Origin of the sequence: Agarivorans sp. QJM3NY_25, assembly GCF_050870875.2 — a bacterium.
In the GTDB taxonomy this organism is placed as follows: Bacteria; Pseudomonadota; Gammaproteobacteria; order Enterobacterales; family Celerinatantimonadaceae; genus Agarivorans.
In genome coordinates this window covers 2,921,469-2,939,337 of record NZ_CP194041.2, presented here as the reverse complement: position 1 = coordinate 2,939,337, position 17,869 = coordinate 2,921,469, and the positions used below count along the sequence as shown (strand labels likewise).

The window sequence follows — 17,869 nt, the reverse complement described above, 5'->3', positions numbered from 1 at the left end:
ATTGAACCAGAGAAACCTTGTACTAAATTTAAACCAACAATTTCATCGTTTTCTTGACAAGTTCATGTGTGCCTTTCACTGACGTTTTATACGCTGTGAACAATGAAATCGATCGGGTGATTCACTTAGTCACGATGTTATATAGCTCAAATAACGTTAAATTATTGTAAATAAAATGTTGCCATGAGCGTTTGCTATGTTATTTTTAGGGGGTGGCTTAAACCTTCCAGCTTTGGTCGGCGAGCACTGCATCGAGGGGAGTAGTGTTGAAGGTTTACAAAAAGCACGTTTCCATTCGCTCTTGCTTTGCGAGAGCTTTTTTTATGCCTTAAATAAATAGAAGAAAATGTAGTTTACCTTTCTCTAAGCATTGCGGCGCTCCAATATTAACCGTTGAAGTAAGCATTTAGACTAAAGAATTAGTTAGCTTATATTTTATAAATTGGATATAAAAAACAATGAGTTGTGTTTTTTGTTATTCCAAGTTGTGCGGTCTATGGGGCAAGCTAAGCTACAATATACCAAAGTCTAAGTTTCAAGCCTTCGATTAAGCTCTATTTTTTAACAAATTATTAACGAATGCCGTGTTTTATTGGTGAGACATCAAACCATGTTTGCCAATTTAAAATCATCGTGTAGAACACGGCTTGTTGGGCGAAAATGAGTATTCAAACTTGGGTCTTTATATTTATAGGCTGTAGTTTTACCTCTTATATGATCATTGCTATTTGGACTAAGGCCAATACGACGCGCGAGTTTTTCCTCGCTGGTGCGCAGGTTCATCCGGTCACTAATGGTATTGCTACGGCGGCCAGTTGGATGTCTGCGGCTTCGTTTTTATCCTTGGCTGGGCTCATCTCTATTGCTGGTTATGATGGCGGTATTTATTTGATGGGGTGGACCGGTGGCTATGTCATATTAGCGCTCTGTTTAGTGCCCTACCTACGGCTATTTGCAAAAATAACGATCGCGGATTTCATCGCCGAACGTTATTACTCGCGTATAGCTCGGCTGGTGGCGGTTATCTGTATTGTGTTTATTTCATTTATCTATATCGCGGGACAGATGCGGGGTATTGGTCTGGTGTTTTCTCGGTTTTTAGATGTAAACATGAATCTTGGCGTGTTGCTCGGGATGGTGATTATGTTTATCTACACCGTATGGGGAGGCATGCGAGGGGTGACTTATACTCAAGTTGCTCAGTACTGCTTACTTATTTTTGCTTTTTTAGTCCCCGCATTTCTCACCTCATTTAGTTTAACTGGCCAGTATCTACCGCAAATGGGTTTAGGTAGCCACTTACTTGGACAACCAGAACAGTATGTTCTGGATAGGCTAGATATTTTATCCCTTGAACTCGGTCTTGCTTCGTTTACCAGTGGTCATAAATCATTGATCGATATTGGTTTTGTTACACTGGCCTTAATGATGGGGACTGCTGGTTTACCGCATATAATTACCCGTTTTTTTACCGTTTCTGGGGTCAAAAAAGTCCGTTCATCTGTGGGATATACCCTGGTTTTCATTGCGCTGCTTTACACTGCAATCCCCGCTGTAGCTGCTTTTGCCAGGTTAAATATCATCGAGTCGATTAATCCCCAGAAGCCGCTGCAACTTGAGGTTTCGCAAGAACCACAGTGGTTGAATAACTGGCTGCAAACGGGGCTTGTTGAATGGCAGGACGTTAATGGTGACGAGCATTTATTCTATAGTGGTGATGAGCGCAATGAAGTTTATCTTAATCAAGATATGGTGGTATTAGCCTCCCCAGAGCTGGCGAGTTTGCCCAATTGGGTTATCGCCTTGGTAGCTGCGGGAGGTTTGGCAGCTTCTTTGTCAACTGCTGCAGGTTTATTACTGGTTATTGCAAGTAGCATTGCTCATGATCTCGGCAAACACATAATCAAACCTGATTTAACTGATAAGCAAGAGCTCAAGTGGGCGCGAATGAGTGTTTGCGCGGCAATTTTAACCGCTGGATATTTGGGTGTTAATCCACCAGCTTTGGTTGCAGAGGTTATTGCTTATGCGTTTGGTTTAGCTGCCTGTTCTATTTTTCCAGCTATGGTTATGGGGATATTTTCTAAGAAGATGAATCGGCTGGGTGCGTTGAGCGGTATGTTGGTTGGGATGAGTTTGACGCTTACTTATATTAGTTACTTCAAATTTATTGAGCCGACGGCTAATGTTCCAGAGTACTGGTGGTTTGGGATCTCACCAGAGGGAATTGGCGCACTGGGAATGCTAAGTAATTTTGCGGTGGCTTTCTTGGTGCATCATTGTACGCAGGATGCGCCTGAATCGGTTCAGAGTTTAGTTGCGGAACTAAGGCGACCACCAGCTTAGTATGTTGACAATAAGGATAAGGTTCAATGTTTTGAGTCTATTTTTGATAAATTTAGCTATCGTTTAACAACCGAACTCAAGCTGGATAGGCCCCCTTCAGCTTATCTGTTGACGCGACTTGGCTTATCAAATATGAGAGGAGCTGCACCGTATGGATTTAGACGCTAAAAAATTCAAGTATGGATTAGTTTTGGTGATCAACGTTTTGCTTGTGAGCATGGTGTTGTTAATCCTCAGTCATATCGGCGTTCGGTATAGCAAGTCGATAGATGTACTTGAGGCCAAATTGCTACCAGCGATGCAGGAGATCTTAAATGCTGATCGACATCTTTATCAAGCGAGAACGGCAGAGTTAGAAGCGATTTCATTAGCAAGTACTCAGCAGCAACATTATGTGGATATTCATCATCAGCATGCCCAACAAGCGAAACAAGGAATGCTGAATTTTTTGATATTGCTAAGAGATTTTCCTGAAGTTTTACAAGGATTGGAGGTTTTTGAAACGTACTTCGCGCGTTGGCAACAAAGTAGTTCGGAGGTATTTTACTTGTTGGATTCAGGTCAATCAACAAAGGCTGAGCAATTGAGTCTGAATCGAGGCTATCAAAACTTCATTGAGTTACGCGAATTGTACAATTTGGCGGGAGAGTCCGCAGAACAATTAAATGCTGATTTGACCCTTAAAGATTAGGCTGCTGGAACAGTGTGCTTGGGGAAAACTTAGCTCTTGAGCGGCAGAGGTCCTTCGGCTGTGATGTCACTGGTTTGCTGAATGCTGCTTCTCAAGTCAGTGAATAAAAAAAACGACGTCATAATTATCTGGCGTCGTTTATATAGAGTGATGGTGAGTGCGACTCACATTGAAGCGATGATTTGCTTGTTATTTTGTTGGGGGAGTAAGGTTTTCTCCTTTCGATTGGATTACATCTTGATACCAAAAGAAACTTTTTTTGCGCTTTCTCAATAGACTCCCTTGCCCTTGGTCATCACTATCGACATAGATATAACCATAACGTTTAGACATTTGTGCGGTTGAGGCACTCACCAAGTCAATTGGAGCCCAGCTGGTGTAACCCATGATCTCCACGCCGTCCTGTAAGGCTTCACCCACCTGATATAGGTGGTCGTTTAAGTAGTCTATTCGATAGTCGTCTTCTATCTGTCCATTTTCATTGACCGTATCAACTGCGCCAAGTCCATTTTCGACAATGAATAGAGGTTTTTGATAGCGGTCATAGAGGAGGTTTAGCACGATGCGGAGCCCTTTGGGGTCAATTTGCCAACCCCAGTCTGAAGATTCCAAATAAGGATTGCAGCCCATTTTGAGTATATCTTCATCAGTAAAGGCCATATCACTTTGATGAACACTGACACATCCCGTCATGTAGTAGCTAAAGGAAATGAAATCAATGGTCTCAGTTAAGGCTTCTTTATCAGCTTCGGTTATGTCTAGCTTTACGCCCATTTGTTTGAATTTTCGCCAAATGTAGCTTGGGTAATAACCACGGCTTTGGACATCGCCAAAAAATAACCATTCTCGATTTTGTTGTAAGGCTTCGAAGATATCATCTGGATGGCTGGTGAGCGGGTATTGAATTGCGCCTAACATCATATTGCCAATTTTTCCATTGGGGACCAGTTGATGGCAGGCTTTCACGGCTTTTGCGCTGGCGACCAGTTGATGGTGGATCCCCTGATAAAGGTTTTGTGGATCTGTTCCTCGCGGAATGCCGGCTCCAGTGAAAGGTTCATGTAGCGTGATATTAATTTCATTGAAGGTTAGCCAATGTTTAACCCGATCACCATATCGAGAGAAAACAGTGCTTGCATAACGTTCAAAGAACTCAATGAGTTTTCGGTTGGTCCAGCCCTGATAATGCTGAGCGAGATGTAAAGGCATTTCATAATGGGAGAGGGTTACCAGTGGAGTGATGTTGTGTTTTTCTAATTCATCAAAAATTTTGTCATAGTATTCGAGCCCCTGCAGGTTTGGCTCTAGTTCGTCGCCTTTGGGGAAGATCCGACTCCAGGCTATGGATAAGCGAAAACAGCTGAAACCAAGCTCGGCAAACAATGCGATGTCTTCGGGATAGCGATGATAAAAATCAATGGCGTTGTCTTTTATGTTGAAGTCCCCCTCAACTCGAGGCTTTAATTCACCAAAGGTGCCATACGGTTGGATGTCTGATGTTGACAGTCCTTTGCCATCGGCGTTATAGGCGCCTTCAATTTGATTAGCTGCGGTTGCTCCGCCCCATAGAAATGTATCAGGAAAACGAAAAGCCATGGTTCTCTCCCTACTTAAATGGTGGTATGCATGAATGCTGGATAAGATACGCTAATTTAAAAATAAACAAATAGTGGTACAACCTAATTTAAACGCCTTATGGATTAGATTGGCTAATGAATGGTTTTGCGGATAATCGTTACAAATTAAAGAGAAGCACAAATAGGCTCTTCGATTTTTGTATAGGTGACGGAAGCGCTTTGATAGCTAGCATGCGCCGAGTAAAAAAGGTCTTGGTTGTTGTGTTTTATTGGCGGAAGGAAAGGTTTCTTTAGTTGTAAATGTCTTGATTAACTCTGTTAATTCCCTTAACTCTTTTGATGATTTCAATTGTAGATAAATATGATTATTGCTGAGTTTGTTCTCTACCTAAAATTTTGACATCTAAAATTAATTTTTAAAATGATGCAAAGGATAACCTTCATTGTTTTGAAGTGAATTATGCTAATTATTTTAAATAAAAAATGTGAATTAAGCCGTTTATTTTGAAAATAACTAATCAAACAATACAGGGGGCTAGTTTGTTGAAAATAAAGGGATTTAAACATAAATTTTGGTTTTTCACATGATTTTCATGGATAACTATCCTGATATCAAACTATCTTTTTATCCTAGCTTTTTGTTATTGCCTATAATTTAGTTAGCTACATTTTATCCATCTTTTTATCTGTTAAAAAATGACCATATGCTTAGAAGTAGACTAGCGAGGGTTTAATGAGGGTAAGGCGTGGGCGTCAAATTTTATCTTATGATGTTGGATGTGATGATAGTTAAATCTTTTAATCATAATCTTGTTAAAAAATAATAAATATTATTCAGCATAGATTAGGGAAGAGAGTGGATAAGGGGTAATGAAATGAATTTTGGAAGCTTAAGGTTTAAATACTCATTAGTGTTTGTGGTGAATGCCATTTTACTGGTTGTTGTTGGGCTAATTGGTATGAATATGGGTGTAAAAACTTCTGAAAGTTTAGATGCTCTTGGTGGAAAGATTCTCCCGGCTATGTCTTCGGTACTTAACGCTGATCGGGATCTATATCAGGCTCGGGTAGCTGAACTCGAAGCAATGAAGTCAAGTGATCAGCTTGCTCAATATTTAGATGATTTTAATGAAAACGCGCAACAAGCCGAAGATAGAATGCACAAATTTCAAGCTTTATTAGCTGATTATCCTCAGGCGAATCAAGGGCTTCAGAATTTTGACCAAAGGTATAAGCTTTGGAAGCAAACTAGCTCGCAAGTCTTCTCATTGCTGAAAGCAAATCAGCTGGCTGATGCGGAAGCTCTAAGTCAGAAAGCCAGTTATGAGCATTTTCAAAATTTGCGGGAATTATACAATGTTGCGACCGAAGCCGCTGAAGCGATTGCTGATGATATTAATCAAGCTTCGGACGTTGCTGTAGATACAAACATGAATGTATTGAGCTTTGTGGGGATTTCTTCTGTTATTTTGGCGGTATTACTAGCCTATTTTGGCCCTAAAATGTTAGTTGACGCGATTAATGTGGTGACATCAAGAATTCGGGATATCTCTCAAGGCGAGGGCGATTTGACGCAGCGATTGGAGGTTAAAGGCCGCGATGAAATCGCGGGATTAGCGAATAGTTTTAATCAATTTGTCGAATTGTTAGATAGATTGATCAGTTCAGTGAGAGCACAGGCCAATGATTTAAGTTCATCGATTAGCAGCCTAAATGATAAATCACAGCAAACAGCAGAAGTGAGTTTGGAGCAAAACCAGTCGGTGGAAATGATTGCAACGGCAGTAACAGAAATGGCCGCTGCCATCAGAGAGGTGGCCAGTAATGCGGGCCACACCGCGGAGGAAATTAACACGGTTAATGCGCAAACAGTTCAGGGACAAAATATTACTCAACAATCTGTTGAACATATCACCTTATTGTCAACATCTGTTCAAGACGCAGCTAATGTGGTTGAGCTTCTTTCCAAGGATTCTGATCGTATTGCTTCGGTACTGGATGTTATCCGTGGAATTGCCGAGCAAACTAACCTGTTGGCACTGAATGCCGCGATTGAGGCTGCGCGTGCGGGAGAACAAGGAAGAGGTTTTGCGGTGGTCGCTGACGAAGTCAGAAGCTTGGCGAGTAAAACGCAACAATCCACTGAAGATATTCAAAAAATGATAGAAGCCTTGCAAAGTGGCGTAACTCAAGCCGTTGAGGCAATTAATAAGGGCGCGGTTGACGCTGAAGGTACGGTTGAACTTGCTGGACAAACCCAGCAAGCATTAACGCAAATCCTTGAGTCAACGTCTAAGGTGTCAGAGGTATCTGCTTCTACAGCTGCATCGACAGAGCAGCAGAGCCATGTGACCGAAGATATTAACCGTAACCTCACAGAATTAGCAGATAAAACTAAACTAAACTTAGAAAACTCGACGGAGTCACAAGCAGACGCCCACTCCGCATTAGAATTAGCGAATTTGTTAAGCCAGCAAATGAACCGGTTCAAGGTCAGTGGTTAAGCGATACCGTTGTTTTGCAATTTAAGGCGTTCCATTTTAGAGGCGGAGCGTCACGCTGGCTCATATGTAGTAGCTCATACTACGTAATCAGTTGAGGCTCGAGACCTTTCATATCTTTAGTCATGATTGGTCTCATTATCAGTTATCGTCGCTCAGACCTTAAGCTATTTTACGGTGATTGCCTTGGAACAACGGGTTCGTTTTATTTTGAGCTAAATTCTTTTCAACCCAAGCTTGTTTTCTATCAACTGATCTGGCGTCGGCTTTAAATACACGGATGACAAAAATAACGAATAGAATTTGCTGGTTATCACGCTTCACGGGCTCAGTATTCCGAGTTCGGGTCATGTGAGACCTTGTAAGGCCGTCAAGTCTACCGAAGCAATTTCTCTTTTAAAAAGCCAAGTGTGCTAATTTTCCTCTACACTTCCAGCTGAAATTTCCAGGTGATTTTCGCTATTCGTTTTGCTTAATACAGTGATGATTTGCGCAGAACGGGTTCGTTAGGTGCTTAAATCACGATGTTATTATCTATCGTGGTTCAAGCTAAACTCGATTAAAAGTTATCGTAACAAAGTCATACCTCATCGCTGAAGTAAAATAATACTAGCCCCAGAAGTTGTTTCGATACGCCTGTCTTAATACCAGAGCTATTGCTAACGGTTTGATGCCTATTAGCTGCTGGATTTAGTGTTAATGGGAATTGTCATATGAAGTGTTGTAGGAAGCATAAAAAAACGGAAACCAATGTGGGTTTCCGTTTTTAAGATTTCACTCAGTGATTCTAATCATGTTGAATTAGAATTAGCTGATTGCCGTATCCGATTTTTTAACAAACGCGTATCCGAAACCGGTAATTGCTGTGCCGACCGCAATAGCAGCTAGGTAAAGAAATACGGGTGAAATAGCATTTGGAATAAAGAGTACAAATAATCCGCCATGAGGCGCTAATAATTGCGCACCGAATAACATCGATAAGGCACCAGTTACCGCTCCGCCGATCATACATGCTGGAATCACTCGCATTGGATCTTTCGCTGCGAATGGAATAGCACCTTCAGAGATGAAACATAGGCCAAGTACAAATGAGGCTTTGCCTGCTTCTCGCTCACTTTCAATAAATTTATTACGTGCAAGGAAGGTGGCTAAACCCATGCCTAAGGCTGGAACCATACCCGCAGCCATGATGGCTGCCATAGGACCGTAGGTTTGAGTTGACAATAGACCTACACCAAAGGTGTACGCCGCTTTGTTGACTGGGCCACCTAAGTCGAAGCACATCATTGCACCTAATATGATACCGAGTAATACCGCATTAGTTGAACCCATGTTGTTCAAGAAATCAGTCAAACCGGTCATTGCTGCTGCTACTGGGCTACCAATCACGTAGATCATGATAAGGCCAACCGCCAAGGTCGCAAGGAAGGGGACAATCAAAATGGGTTTGAGTGCTTCCATCGAATTTGGCAATTTAATATTTTCGATGAGCCATTTCGCTAAATAACCCGCAATGAAACCAGCTAAAATACCGCCTAAGAAACCGGCACCAGTTGAACTTGCTAACATACCACCGACTAAACCAGGGGCTAAACCGGGTCTATCCGCAATTGAGTAGGCGATATAACCAGCTAATACAGGGATCATTAATGCAAAAGCAGAACCGCCACCAATGGTCATTAGGGCTGCGGCTAAGGTGCCTTCTTCTTTAAATGCTTCGATACCAAATATAAACGAAAGCGCAATACAAAGACCACCAGCTACCACAACCGGTAGCATATGTGATACACCCGTCATCAAGTGTTTGTAGGCACCGGTTTTTTCAGCTTTAGCAGTCCCTTCAGAGCTACTTGATTTTGCTGAGTGCTGGTAAACTTTAGCGTCAGCGATGGCTGTAGCATAGCAGTCGTTGGTTTTTTTCAGGGCGATTCCGGTTGACGTTTTATGTAACTTTTTACCGTCAAAGCGCGCTAAATCAACTTCAATATCGGCCGCGATAATAACTAAATCAGCTTCAGCTATTTCAGCTTCGCTAAGTTGGTTCTTCGCACCAACTGAACCTCTAGTTTCAATTTTAACTTGGTAACCTTGTTTCTTACCAAAGTCTTCAAGTGCTTCTGCAGCCATGAAAGTATGTGCAACACCAGTGGGACAAGCGGTAATACCAACCACTTTCAATTGGCTTGATGCCGCGGGTGCCTGTGCTTCTATTTTAGGTGCAACAAAAGCGGTTGCTCTGCTTTGTGCTGCACTCAAGAATTCTTTAGGGTTATCGATGACTTCGCTTGCTGACGCTAGATAAGCATTTTTGTTATTGAAACGCGCCAAGTCTAAATCAGCGTAACACTGCGGGTCAGCAACAATGATCACTAATTCTGCACTATCAATATCTGCCGGAGCTAAGCGCTGGCAATCTTGAACCGTTGAGTGGCATTCAATTACACTTTTCCAACCTTTCTCTCTCGTGGCTTGCTCGAGTAGACCGGCTGTAATTATGCTATTTGCAATGCCACTGGGGCATGCGGTCACAATAATGGTATTCATATACAATTCCTTGGTCTGTTTACATTTGCGTAATAGTAGTTTGTTGCAGAACCGAGTCCAATGCTTCTTGGCTAGGCAAACCAACGTTCGTTTGACTGACCGCGAGAGACGACATGGCACTGGCGAAGCGAAGTAATTCTTTCGCGCTGGATTGATTGAGTAAGCCCCAGCAGAAACTGGCAACAAAAGTATCGCCTGCTCCTACGGTACTGACTACATTCATTGATGGAGGAGTGGCTTGCATCCAGTGGTTTTGGTTTAGCCATAATGAGCCATGTTCGCCGCGAGAAATAAGCACGTGCTCAATCCCTAAATCAGCAAGTTCTTGGCCTTTTTCTTTTAGTTTATCAATACTGTTTAATGCTGTTCCACACCAGTCTTCTAACTCATCTTGGTTTGGTTTTACCATGTTGGGAGCGGTGGCAATGGCTGTATTCAGTGCAGCCCCTGAGGTATCAATTAACACCGTACATCCCTTGCTTTTGGCGAGATTAATCCACGCTTCAAAATCGCTGAGTTCTATGCCCTTGGCTAAACTTCCCGCAAATACTACATGAGAATATTGTTCACATAGTTGCTCAAGTGATTGCTCAAAAGCTAATAGATCAGCTGCATCCACACTAAAACCTGGAAAGTTTAAGTCTGTGACTTGGCCACTTGCTTCAACCATTTTAACATTGGTACGCGTTTCACCGGCGACTCGAATAAACTCGTCGCGGATCTGGCTTTGTTCGAATAAGCATTCGAAAGCTGCGGCATTATCTTTCCCTAAAAATCCGCTAACACAGACTTGTGCGCCTAGGTCTGCAAGTACTTTCGCTACATTTACGCCTTTACCCGCAGGGTGCAGATTTGCTTCAGTGACATTATTGACACTGCCGACGGTCATGTTCTCTAATGAACCCGTCAGGTCTAATGCTGGGTTAAGGGTGATACATAACACTGCTTTAGCTTGACTCATTTTAGAGTTCTCCTAAGCCTGCCGCGATAGCTTCGCCGATGGCTTTTAATGCTTCTTGAGCATCTTCACCTTCGGCAGTGAACTGCAATTTACTTTGATATTTAACGCCAAGGGTCATTACTTTCATTAGACTTTTAGCATTGACTGCTGGCGCTTCGCTATCGACGTTCACCACCGTGATATTGGATTTGAATTTTTTTGCTTCTGCCACGAGTAACGCGCCGGGACGAGCGTGTAAACCGTGTGGGTTAACGATTTGGAATATCGCAACATTTCCATCACTTTGCGCTGGATTGGCTCCGGCAAGTTTATTTTCGGTAAGGCTGGTGATGAGCTCGACTTTACTTAGTTTTGCGACAGCAGCTAATTGATCTTGATAGACTTGTTGACCTAAAAATTTGAGTGCTGGTAGATAGCAGGCATTGGCGGCGCTGATCATGATTAAGCCATTTACTGGTTTATTATGATGTTGGAATTGCTCTTGTACCTTGATGACACATATACCACTGCGTAACGCTCCTTTGGCAACACAGTTCAGCCAATATCCGTTACCTAAGTAGGTCGCTGCTTGTTCAAGGCTAGTCGCAATACCTTGTTGGTTTAATAAATCTTTATTTTTAAGAGTGCCGGCGGCAACGGCATTGAGCTGTACCATACTTTGGACTGGAAAATCTTCTAAGATGAGTGAGGCATCAAATTCAATTTCTAACTGGGTATCACCATTAATTAGATTCATAATGGTGCTACTGTCTTTAGCATTCTTGATTAGCTCTTCTGCCCCATCCACCGAAAGCACTTTGGTAAGCTGCTTTAGGATCATCAGGTGTTCACCTGACTTAGCGGCAATACCAATAGCCAAATAAACGATGTTGCCATCCCCCCAGTCAACACCTTCGGGAAAGTGATGCACCGAGACACCAGTTTGGATGACTTGGTCACGGGTATCGGTGGTGCCATGCGGAATGGCAATACCATTACCTAAATAAGTAGAGTTAACTTGCTCACGTTGTAACATGCCTTCGACATATTTGGCTTGAATAAAGCCTTCTGCTTGTAGCGCAGCTGCGATTTTTTTTATCGCTGCTTGCTTATCTTGCGCCTGTTGATTAAGGCATATATTTTCTAGGGAAAGCGTTAACATCAGAATCACTCCTATGATCTTGGTACTTACTAGTTAGTCTACTTAGTATAGGTTAGCAAGCTAATCAGCTGAACCGATTCAGCCCATTGTTTTAAAAAAAAGTTTGAACTGGCTAATTGAGCTATATTCAAACTAATGGTGACATACTGAATCGATTCAGCTAGAGTTGCAATTATTCTCAAAGTATTTGTTAACAAAAAGAGATCAAGATCACGCTCGATCCTTTTTTATTCGCAAATTGGTAAAGGGTAAACGTGTGAAACTAGATGAAATAGCTTCGTTGGCAGGGGTATCCAAAACGACGGCGAGTTACGTCATTAATGGTAAGGCAGATAAGTACCGGATTAGTTTAAAGACACAACAACGGGTACTTGATATTGTTCGGCAACATGATTATCAGCCTAACCATGCCGCGAGCCTACTCAGAGGGGGGGCGAGTAAAACCTTCGGTTTAATTGTTCCTGACTTGGAAAACAGCAGTTACGCTAAACTCGCTAAGTTGCTTGAACGAGATGCCCGAAAGCAAGGCTATCATTTTATTATTTGTTGTAGCGATGATAGTGCAGATAACGAACGGCTTGTGGTGAGCAGTTTGATTGGACGGCGAATTGATGTGCTGATTGTCGCAAGCTGTTTACCCGCTTCTGATGATTTTTACTTAAGCGTACAAAATCAAGGGGTCCCAGTTATTGCTGTTGACCGGATGTTCAACGATGAACACTTTTGTAGTGTGATTAGTGAAGATTTTGACGGTGCTGCAGCGTTAACTCGGTCGTTGATTGAATTAGGATGTCACAGTGTTGGTTTAGTGGCTGCATCGTATGATTTAATCGTTTCTAAAGAGCGGGAACAGGGCTTTCTGGCTGCCATTACTAAGAGCGAGCCTCAGGTTGATAGTCAGATCTGTTATGGTGATCGTTTTAGCAGAGAACAGGGCCGAAGCATTATTAATCGTTGGTTAGCAGAGGGTCAATTACCGGAAGGTATTGTGACAACGTCTTATATTTTATTTGAAGGTGTGATGGACGTATTAGTGAGCCATCCAGAGCTGTCGAGTAAGGTTAAGTTAGCGACTTTTGGTGACCACGCCTTACTTGATATGTTAACCATTAGCGTGCAATCGTTGCCGCAACAACTCGAACTCATTGCAGAAAAGATCTTATATCTGGCTTTTGCTGCGGTCAGCGGGAAATACCAAACTGGTGTGGAAGTCGTTCCTCGCAAGTTAGTTAAACGCAGCTAGTCCAACACTCCTTTCTCATTTGCGCCCCAGCCGTTACTCCAATTAAGCGATGTTGTCGATTAGTTGACGAATAGCGGTTCCTTTTTCTTTTGATTCAAGTTAGCACCGGAAAGTCATTTTAAAAGATTGGCTGTGCTTCACCAGATGTTCCTATCTTGACATTAAATTCAATTTATTATGTTTTTTAACAATTGATGAAGCGATTTGAGTTGAGCCTATTGGTTGTCAAAAAAAACTATACATCAATTAAGTAAGGTAGTATCAATGTCTAAGCGTTTGAATTATTTAAACCATAAATCACTTAATGGAGTAAGGATTTAGCCATTGAAAGAAAATATATTAGCGACCAGTATAAAAGGAAAAGTCGTCGGTTTACCCAGCAATAATGCGACTCGGCAAATGGCGAAGAAAAAAGCCGTTGAGATAGCCAGGCATTACGAAAATTACTTTAAGCCGATGGTGGCGCTGAATGATGAAGATGTGCACCAAGTTTATCGTTTGCGTCATGATGTTTACTGTGAGGAACTAAATTTTGAGCCGGTCAATGCCTTAAAGCAAGAGCGAGACGAATTTGATGAATATTCTGATTACTGTTTAGTTCGTCATTTGTCTTCCAATAGTTATGCAAGTACGGTGAGAGTCGTGGCCCCTTCTGGTTCACAATTGTTACCACTAGAAAAGTATTGTCGAGGTGCCATTACAGATGAAGAGTTGCATCCTGATAACTTTGACCGAGCAGACATCTGTGAAATATCAAGGTTAGCCTTACGTTCAACCTTTAGACGTCGTAAGGCTGATAAGTTTCAAGATTCAGCTATTGGCGGGATTAACGTTGCTGAATTGTATGAAGAAGAATTACGTTGTTTTCCTTTTATCACGGCTAGCATGTATTTAGCGGCAACAGTGTTAGCTGAGCAACAACATGTTCGGCACGCTTATGTCATGATGGAGCCTCGTCTTGCTCGAAGTACGGCTTTACTTGGCATTAAATTTCAACAGATAGGACCTGTGGTTGAATACCATGGCCAGCGCGCGCCGTATTATATTACCGCGGAAAAGATACGGAGTGACTTGCCAATTACTCTCCAGCCTCTAATGGACATGATTGAAAGAGAAGTCCTGCAATCTCTTTCTATGACAAGGATTATGGATGCTCAAGAAAGGCTTTTATTTCGTAACGACCGCTAGTGTGAGTCCCTGACCGAGCTTTATAGACCTGCCCAAGATTTACTTGCGAATTGCATCTTGGTAGGCCGACAGCAGGCGTTGGCTTAATTCATGCTCTGGATGGGTGAAAAAATCTTCGGTGTCTTTAAATTCAACGGCTTTTCCTTGTTGCATGACCAGTACCTTGTCACTAAAGTGGCGTACAAGGCCTAAGTCGTTTGAAACAAAGATGTAGCTGATAGCAAAACGGCGTTGTAAGCCCAATAATAGGTTGATTATTTGGGCGCGAACTGAAACATCAAGTGCGGCAATGCTTTCGTCAATCACGATGATTTTAGGGTTGAGTATTAGAGCCCTTGCGAGTCCAACCCGTTGCTTCTGCCCACTGGATAACATATTAGGATAGAATTCGGCATGTTCTTCCAATAGCCCAACTAATCGGAGTGTCGCCATTACTTTTTGTTGCTGCTCTTGAGCCGAAAGCTCGGTATTTAAGCTTAAGGGGGCGGACAAAATGCGTCCTATATTTGAACGTGGATTGAGTGAGCTGCTGGGATCCTGAAAAATCATCCGAATTAAGCGACAGCGACGTGTATAATCACCAAATTGTAGTGCTTCGCCCTGAATGAATATATCTCCTTGACTCGGTTTATTGATACCGGTCAATACCTTGGCAAGGCTTGATTTTCCTGAGCCAGCTTCACCAATAATCGCCAAACTCTCGCCCATATTTAAGCCGAAGCTAATGTCGTCGATAGCAGATACTCGTTGTCGACTAAGCCAACCTTTGTGAACATAAACATGTTGTGATAAGTGACGAACTTGTAATAAGTTCCCCATTTTTGATTTATCCATTATCAGAGACGACCTTTGGTTCCATGTTCAGTGGGTAGTGGCAAGCAAATAGATGACCTTTAACCTTTTTCAACTTAGGTTGAATCACACACTCTCGTTGTGCTTTAGGGCATCGAGGGCCAAGTCGGCAACCAATCGGCAGGTGCTGTAGCGCAGGGATCGACCCTGGTAAGCCAGGTAAAAAGCTCTTGTGTTCGAAGGGATGGTCAAATTTTGGCGCAGAGTTTAATAACGCCGAGGTATAATGATGCCGAGTATCATTGGTAACTTGCTCTGCGCTGCCCACTTCAACGATTTGGCCACAATAAATCACACTAATGGTATCGGCTAAGCCAGCTAAGGTAGTTAAATCATGACTGATCAATAAAATCGCGGTGTTATTCAATTTATTGAGCTTGTCGAGTAAACGCAGGATCTGGCTGGCGGTGGTAATTTCCATCGAGGTGGTAGGCTCGTCTGCTACCAGTAGTTTTGGTTGACCTGCAATGGCCATGGCTATCATCACTTTTTGACATAAGCCGTCGGATAATTCGTAAGGATAGCTACGCATTACTTTATGGTGGTCTTTTACGCCCACTTTATGGAGTAGCGCGTGCGCTTGTTTTTTACGCCATTGAAAACGACGCCAAAAGCCGCCTTTGATATTATGGCAAGGGATGGCTTCTTCGATCTGTTTGCCGACTTCTTCCGAAGGGTCTAAGCAGGAGCTCGGTTCTTGGAAAATCATTGCAATATCATTGCCGAGTACTTTTCTGCGTTGGCGGGCACTGAGCGATAACAGGTCGATATCGCCCAAGTGCATCCGGTCAGCCTTGATCTTCCAATTGGGTTTGGTCACACCAAGTAAAGCCTTGGCAATCAGACTTTTCCCTGAGCCGGATTCGCCAACTAAAGCTTTGATCTCTCCCTCGGCAATGGTTAAGTTGACTCGATCCACTGCTTTTACGATTCCTGCGGGAGTATCAATTTCAATCGTCAGATTTCTAATGTCTAATAATGCCATTAATCGACTCCCTCGAGCATCGCTTTACGCAAGCCTTCCCCAACCAAGTTAACGCTTAGAATACTGCTCATGATTACAAATCCTGGTAAGGTTACAGTCCAAGGGGCTGAAAATAACAAATCATGACTGTTACCGAGCATTGCTCCCCATTCAGGAAGGGGCGCTTGCGCGCCAATGCCAATAAATCCCAAGGCGGTAATATCAATCAGTGAAGACGAAAAGCTACGGTTGATTTGAAATACTATGGCATCGGCGATGTTAGGTAGCACGCCGTTTTTTAAGATCCGGTAGTGGGTGGCACCATCCAAACGAATTGCTGTGATGTATTCCTTTTGGATCTCGGCTGAGACAACGATGTAGGTGAAACGAATAAATTGCGGAATTTGAGCTAAGGTAATCGCAATTAGAGTATTTTGTAATCCAGGCCCTAAGAACGATACCACCATAATGGCGATTAACAGTGAGGGTATGGATAAAGCGGTGTCCATTAAGTGGTGTAATATACTGGATTTTACACCGCGGCTCATGCCAGAAAATACCCCTAATGGAATGCCGATAAATGCGGCGAAGCAGACGACCAATAATCCGCCGCCAAAGGTAAGCTGACAACCGTAAATGAGTCGGCTAAATACATCTCTACCTAAATCATCGGTCCCAAAAAAGTTATCAACATGGCCACTTGGATTCCATGACGGGGGTTGCATTAGATTATCTCCCTGGAAGTCCAACGCATAGGGAGCGAGCAGTGGACCAAACAAGGCGATGACCATATAAATCAAGAATACCCAAAAGCCAATCATCGCAATTGAATTATCACGAAATCGACTAAGAACCCTTTGTAGAGCGCTGGAAACCGTAGTTTCAGAAAATACGTTAGTGCTGAGCATACACTTCTCTTCGGCGAAGCGGGTGGATCAAGACGGTAAATAAGTCGGTGAGAACAAAAGTGCCAATAACGAGAGTCGATATGGCTAACATGCCGCCTTGGATCACCGCATAATCTTGCTGGTAGATGCTTGATATTAGCCAACGGCCAATCCCCGGCCAGGCAAACACCACTTCTAATACCATTGCCATGGTGAGTACATTACCAAATTGTAAACCTAAACTGGGTAAAATGGGCGGTAAAGCATTATGCAGCGCATGGCGGATCACAATTTGACTCTTGGACAAACCTTTGGTCGCTGCAGCTTTTATGTAGTTTTCATTCATGACTTTCGCCATCGAATTTGAGAGTTGGCGGATGACTTCGGTGGTTGGTACGACTGCTAATACTAAAGTTGGCAAAATTAGGTGACTTATTACACTCATTAATGCTGGCCAGCGGGCCTGTTGTGGTAACCAGAATACGTCGATAATGCCAAATCCGGTAACTTGAGGGATCTCTAGTAGCAGGTCATAACGTCCTGAGACAGGAAACCATCCGAGTAATAGTGAAGAATTCATCACTAATAACAGTGCTAACCAAAAAACCGGAATACTGTAGCCAATCATCGTGAGGCTAAGAATGACGTTTCTGATCCAGTGCTGATGGAAAATACCAGCTAAGGTTCCTAAAGGAATGCCGATTAGAAATGCCAGAATAAAGGCGGTAAAACATAACTCTAAAGTGGCGGGTAGAAAAATAATCAATTGATCAAAAACAGGCTTCCCAGTGACTCTCGATATGCCAAAGTCACCGTTCAGATTATGCCAAACAAATTGGCTGAATTGCTGAATGCTTTTGGCTTCGGCTGGACTCGCCAGTGACTGACTATGTTGGAACATAAAAGCAATTAAATTAATAATTAAAAAGGTGATTATAAATAGATTAATTCGTCGTATTAAATAGCGTAGCATG

The 17,869-nt window shown here is 42.7% G+C and carries 13 protein-coding genes; 5 read left to right on the top strand and 8 right to left on the bottom strand.

Annotated features, from left to right (window positions below; all coding sequences use genetic code 11):
* The first annotated feature begins 660 nt into the window (after nucleotides 1–660).
* Both ACRRSW_RS13465 and ACRRSW_RS13460 read left to right on the top strand, forming a co-directional pair.
* Nucleotides 661–2,346, top strand: a complete 1,686-nt coding sequence (locus tag ACRRSW_RS13465) for a sodium:solute symporter family protein (RefSeq protein WP_432459591.1) — start codon at nucleotides 661–663, stop codon at nucleotides 2,344–2,346.
* 151 nt (nucleotides 2,347–2,497) lie between these two features.
* The gene (locus ACRRSW_RS13460; protein WP_432459590.1) at nucleotides 2,498–3,037 is read left to right on the top strand and encodes a hypothetical protein; all 540 of its coding nucleotides are present in this window, start codon (nucleotides 2,498–2,500) and stop codon (nucleotides 3,035–3,037) included.
* A gap of 189 nt (nucleotides 3,038–3,226) precedes the next feature.
* Here the strand turns inward: ACRRSW_RS13460 and ACRRSW_RS13455 are convergent, their stop codons facing one another.
* Complete coding sequence (locus tag ACRRSW_RS13455; RefSeq protein WP_432459589.1) at nucleotides 3,227–4,633, bottom strand: glycoside hydrolase family 1 protein; 1,407 nt, start codon at nucleotides 4,631–4,633, stop codon at nucleotides 3,227–3,229.
* Nucleotides 4,634–5,489: 856 nt separating this feature from the next.
* Here ACRRSW_RS13455 and ACRRSW_RS13450 point away from each other — a divergent pair.
* Complete coding sequence (locus ACRRSW_RS13450; RefSeq protein ID WP_432459588.1) at nucleotides 5,490–7,118, top strand: methyl-accepting chemotaxis protein; 1,629 nt, start codon at nucleotides 5,490–5,492, stop codon at nucleotides 7,116–7,118.
* Nucleotides 7,119–7,922: 804 nt separating this feature from the next.
* Here ACRRSW_RS13450 and fruA read toward each other — a convergent pair.
* The 3 genes from fruA to fruB are packed head-to-tail and all read right to left on the bottom strand — an operon-like array spanning nucleotide 7,923 to nucleotide 11,761.
* Nucleotides 7,923–9,659, bottom strand: a complete 1,737-nt coding sequence (gene fruA / locus ACRRSW_RS13445; protein ID WP_432459587.1) for a PTS fructose transporter subunit IIBC — start codon at nucleotides 9,657–9,659, stop codon at nucleotides 7,923–7,925.
* Nucleotides 9,660–9,678: 19 nt separating this feature from the next.
* Nucleotides 9,679–10,620: a 1-phosphofructokinase gene (gene pfkB, locus ACRRSW_RS13440; protein WP_432452712.1), complete on the bottom strand. Its 942-nt coding sequence runs from the start codon at nucleotides 10,618–10,620 to the stop codon at nucleotides 9,679–9,681.
* A 1-nt stretch (nucleotide 10,621) separates the two neighbouring features.
* Nucleotides 10,622–11,761, bottom strand: coding sequence for a fused PTS fructose transporter subunit IIA/HPr protein (fruB, locus tag ACRRSW_RS13435; RefSeq protein WP_432452713.1), 1,140 nt, complete (start codon nucleotides 11,759–11,761; stop codon nucleotides 10,622–10,624).
* 256 nt (nucleotides 11,762–12,017) lie between these two features.
* Between fruB and cra the strand changes: the two genes are divergently transcribed.
* Both cra and ACRRSW_RS13425 read left to right on the top strand, forming a co-directional pair.
* A complete protein-coding gene (cra, locus tag ACRRSW_RS13430; protein ID WP_432452714.1) occupies nucleotides 12,018–13,004 on the top strand; it encodes a catabolite repressor/activator in 987 nt (328 codons plus the stop codon).
* Nucleotides 13,005–13,328: 324 nt separating this feature from the next.
* Complete coding sequence (locus ACRRSW_RS13425; RefSeq protein ID WP_432459586.1) at nucleotides 13,329–14,192, top strand: PEP-CTERM/exosortase system-associated acyltransferase; 864 nt, start codon at nucleotides 13,329–13,331, stop codon at nucleotides 14,190–14,192.
* 39 nt (nucleotides 14,193–14,231) lie between these two features.
* Here the strand turns inward: ACRRSW_RS13425 and ACRRSW_RS13420 are convergent, their stop codons facing one another.
* The 4 genes from ACRRSW_RS13420 to ACRRSW_RS13405 are packed head-to-tail and all read right to left on the bottom strand — an operon-like array spanning nucleotide 14,232 to nucleotide 17,868.
* Nucleotides 14,232–15,026, bottom strand: a complete 795-nt coding sequence (locus ACRRSW_RS13420; RefSeq protein WP_432452716.1) for a peptide ABC transporter ATP-binding protein — start codon at nucleotides 15,024–15,026, stop codon at nucleotides 14,232–14,234.
* Complete coding sequence (locus ACRRSW_RS13415) at nucleotides 15,019–16,029, bottom strand: peptide ABC transporter ATP-binding protein (protein WP_432452717.1); 1,011 nt, start codon at nucleotides 16,027–16,029, stop codon at nucleotides 15,019–15,021. Before ACRRSW_RS13415 ends, ACRRSW_RS13420 begins: the two co-directional genes overlap by 8 nt.
* Nucleotides 16,029–16,916, bottom strand: coding sequence for an ABC transporter permease subunit (locus ACRRSW_RS13410; protein ID WP_432452718.1), 888 nt, complete (start codon nucleotides 16,914–16,916; stop codon nucleotides 16,029–16,031). Before ACRRSW_RS13410 ends, ACRRSW_RS13415 begins: the two co-directional genes overlap by 1 nt.
* On the bottom strand, nucleotides 16,903–17,868 hold the full coding sequence (locus ACRRSW_RS13405; RefSeq protein ID WP_432452719.1) for an ABC transporter permease: 966 nt from the start codon (nucleotides 17,866–17,868) through the stop codon (nucleotides 16,903–16,905). Before ACRRSW_RS13405 ends, ACRRSW_RS13410 begins: the two co-directional genes overlap by 14 nt.
* Between the last annotated feature and the right edge of the window lies 1 nt (nucleotide 17,869).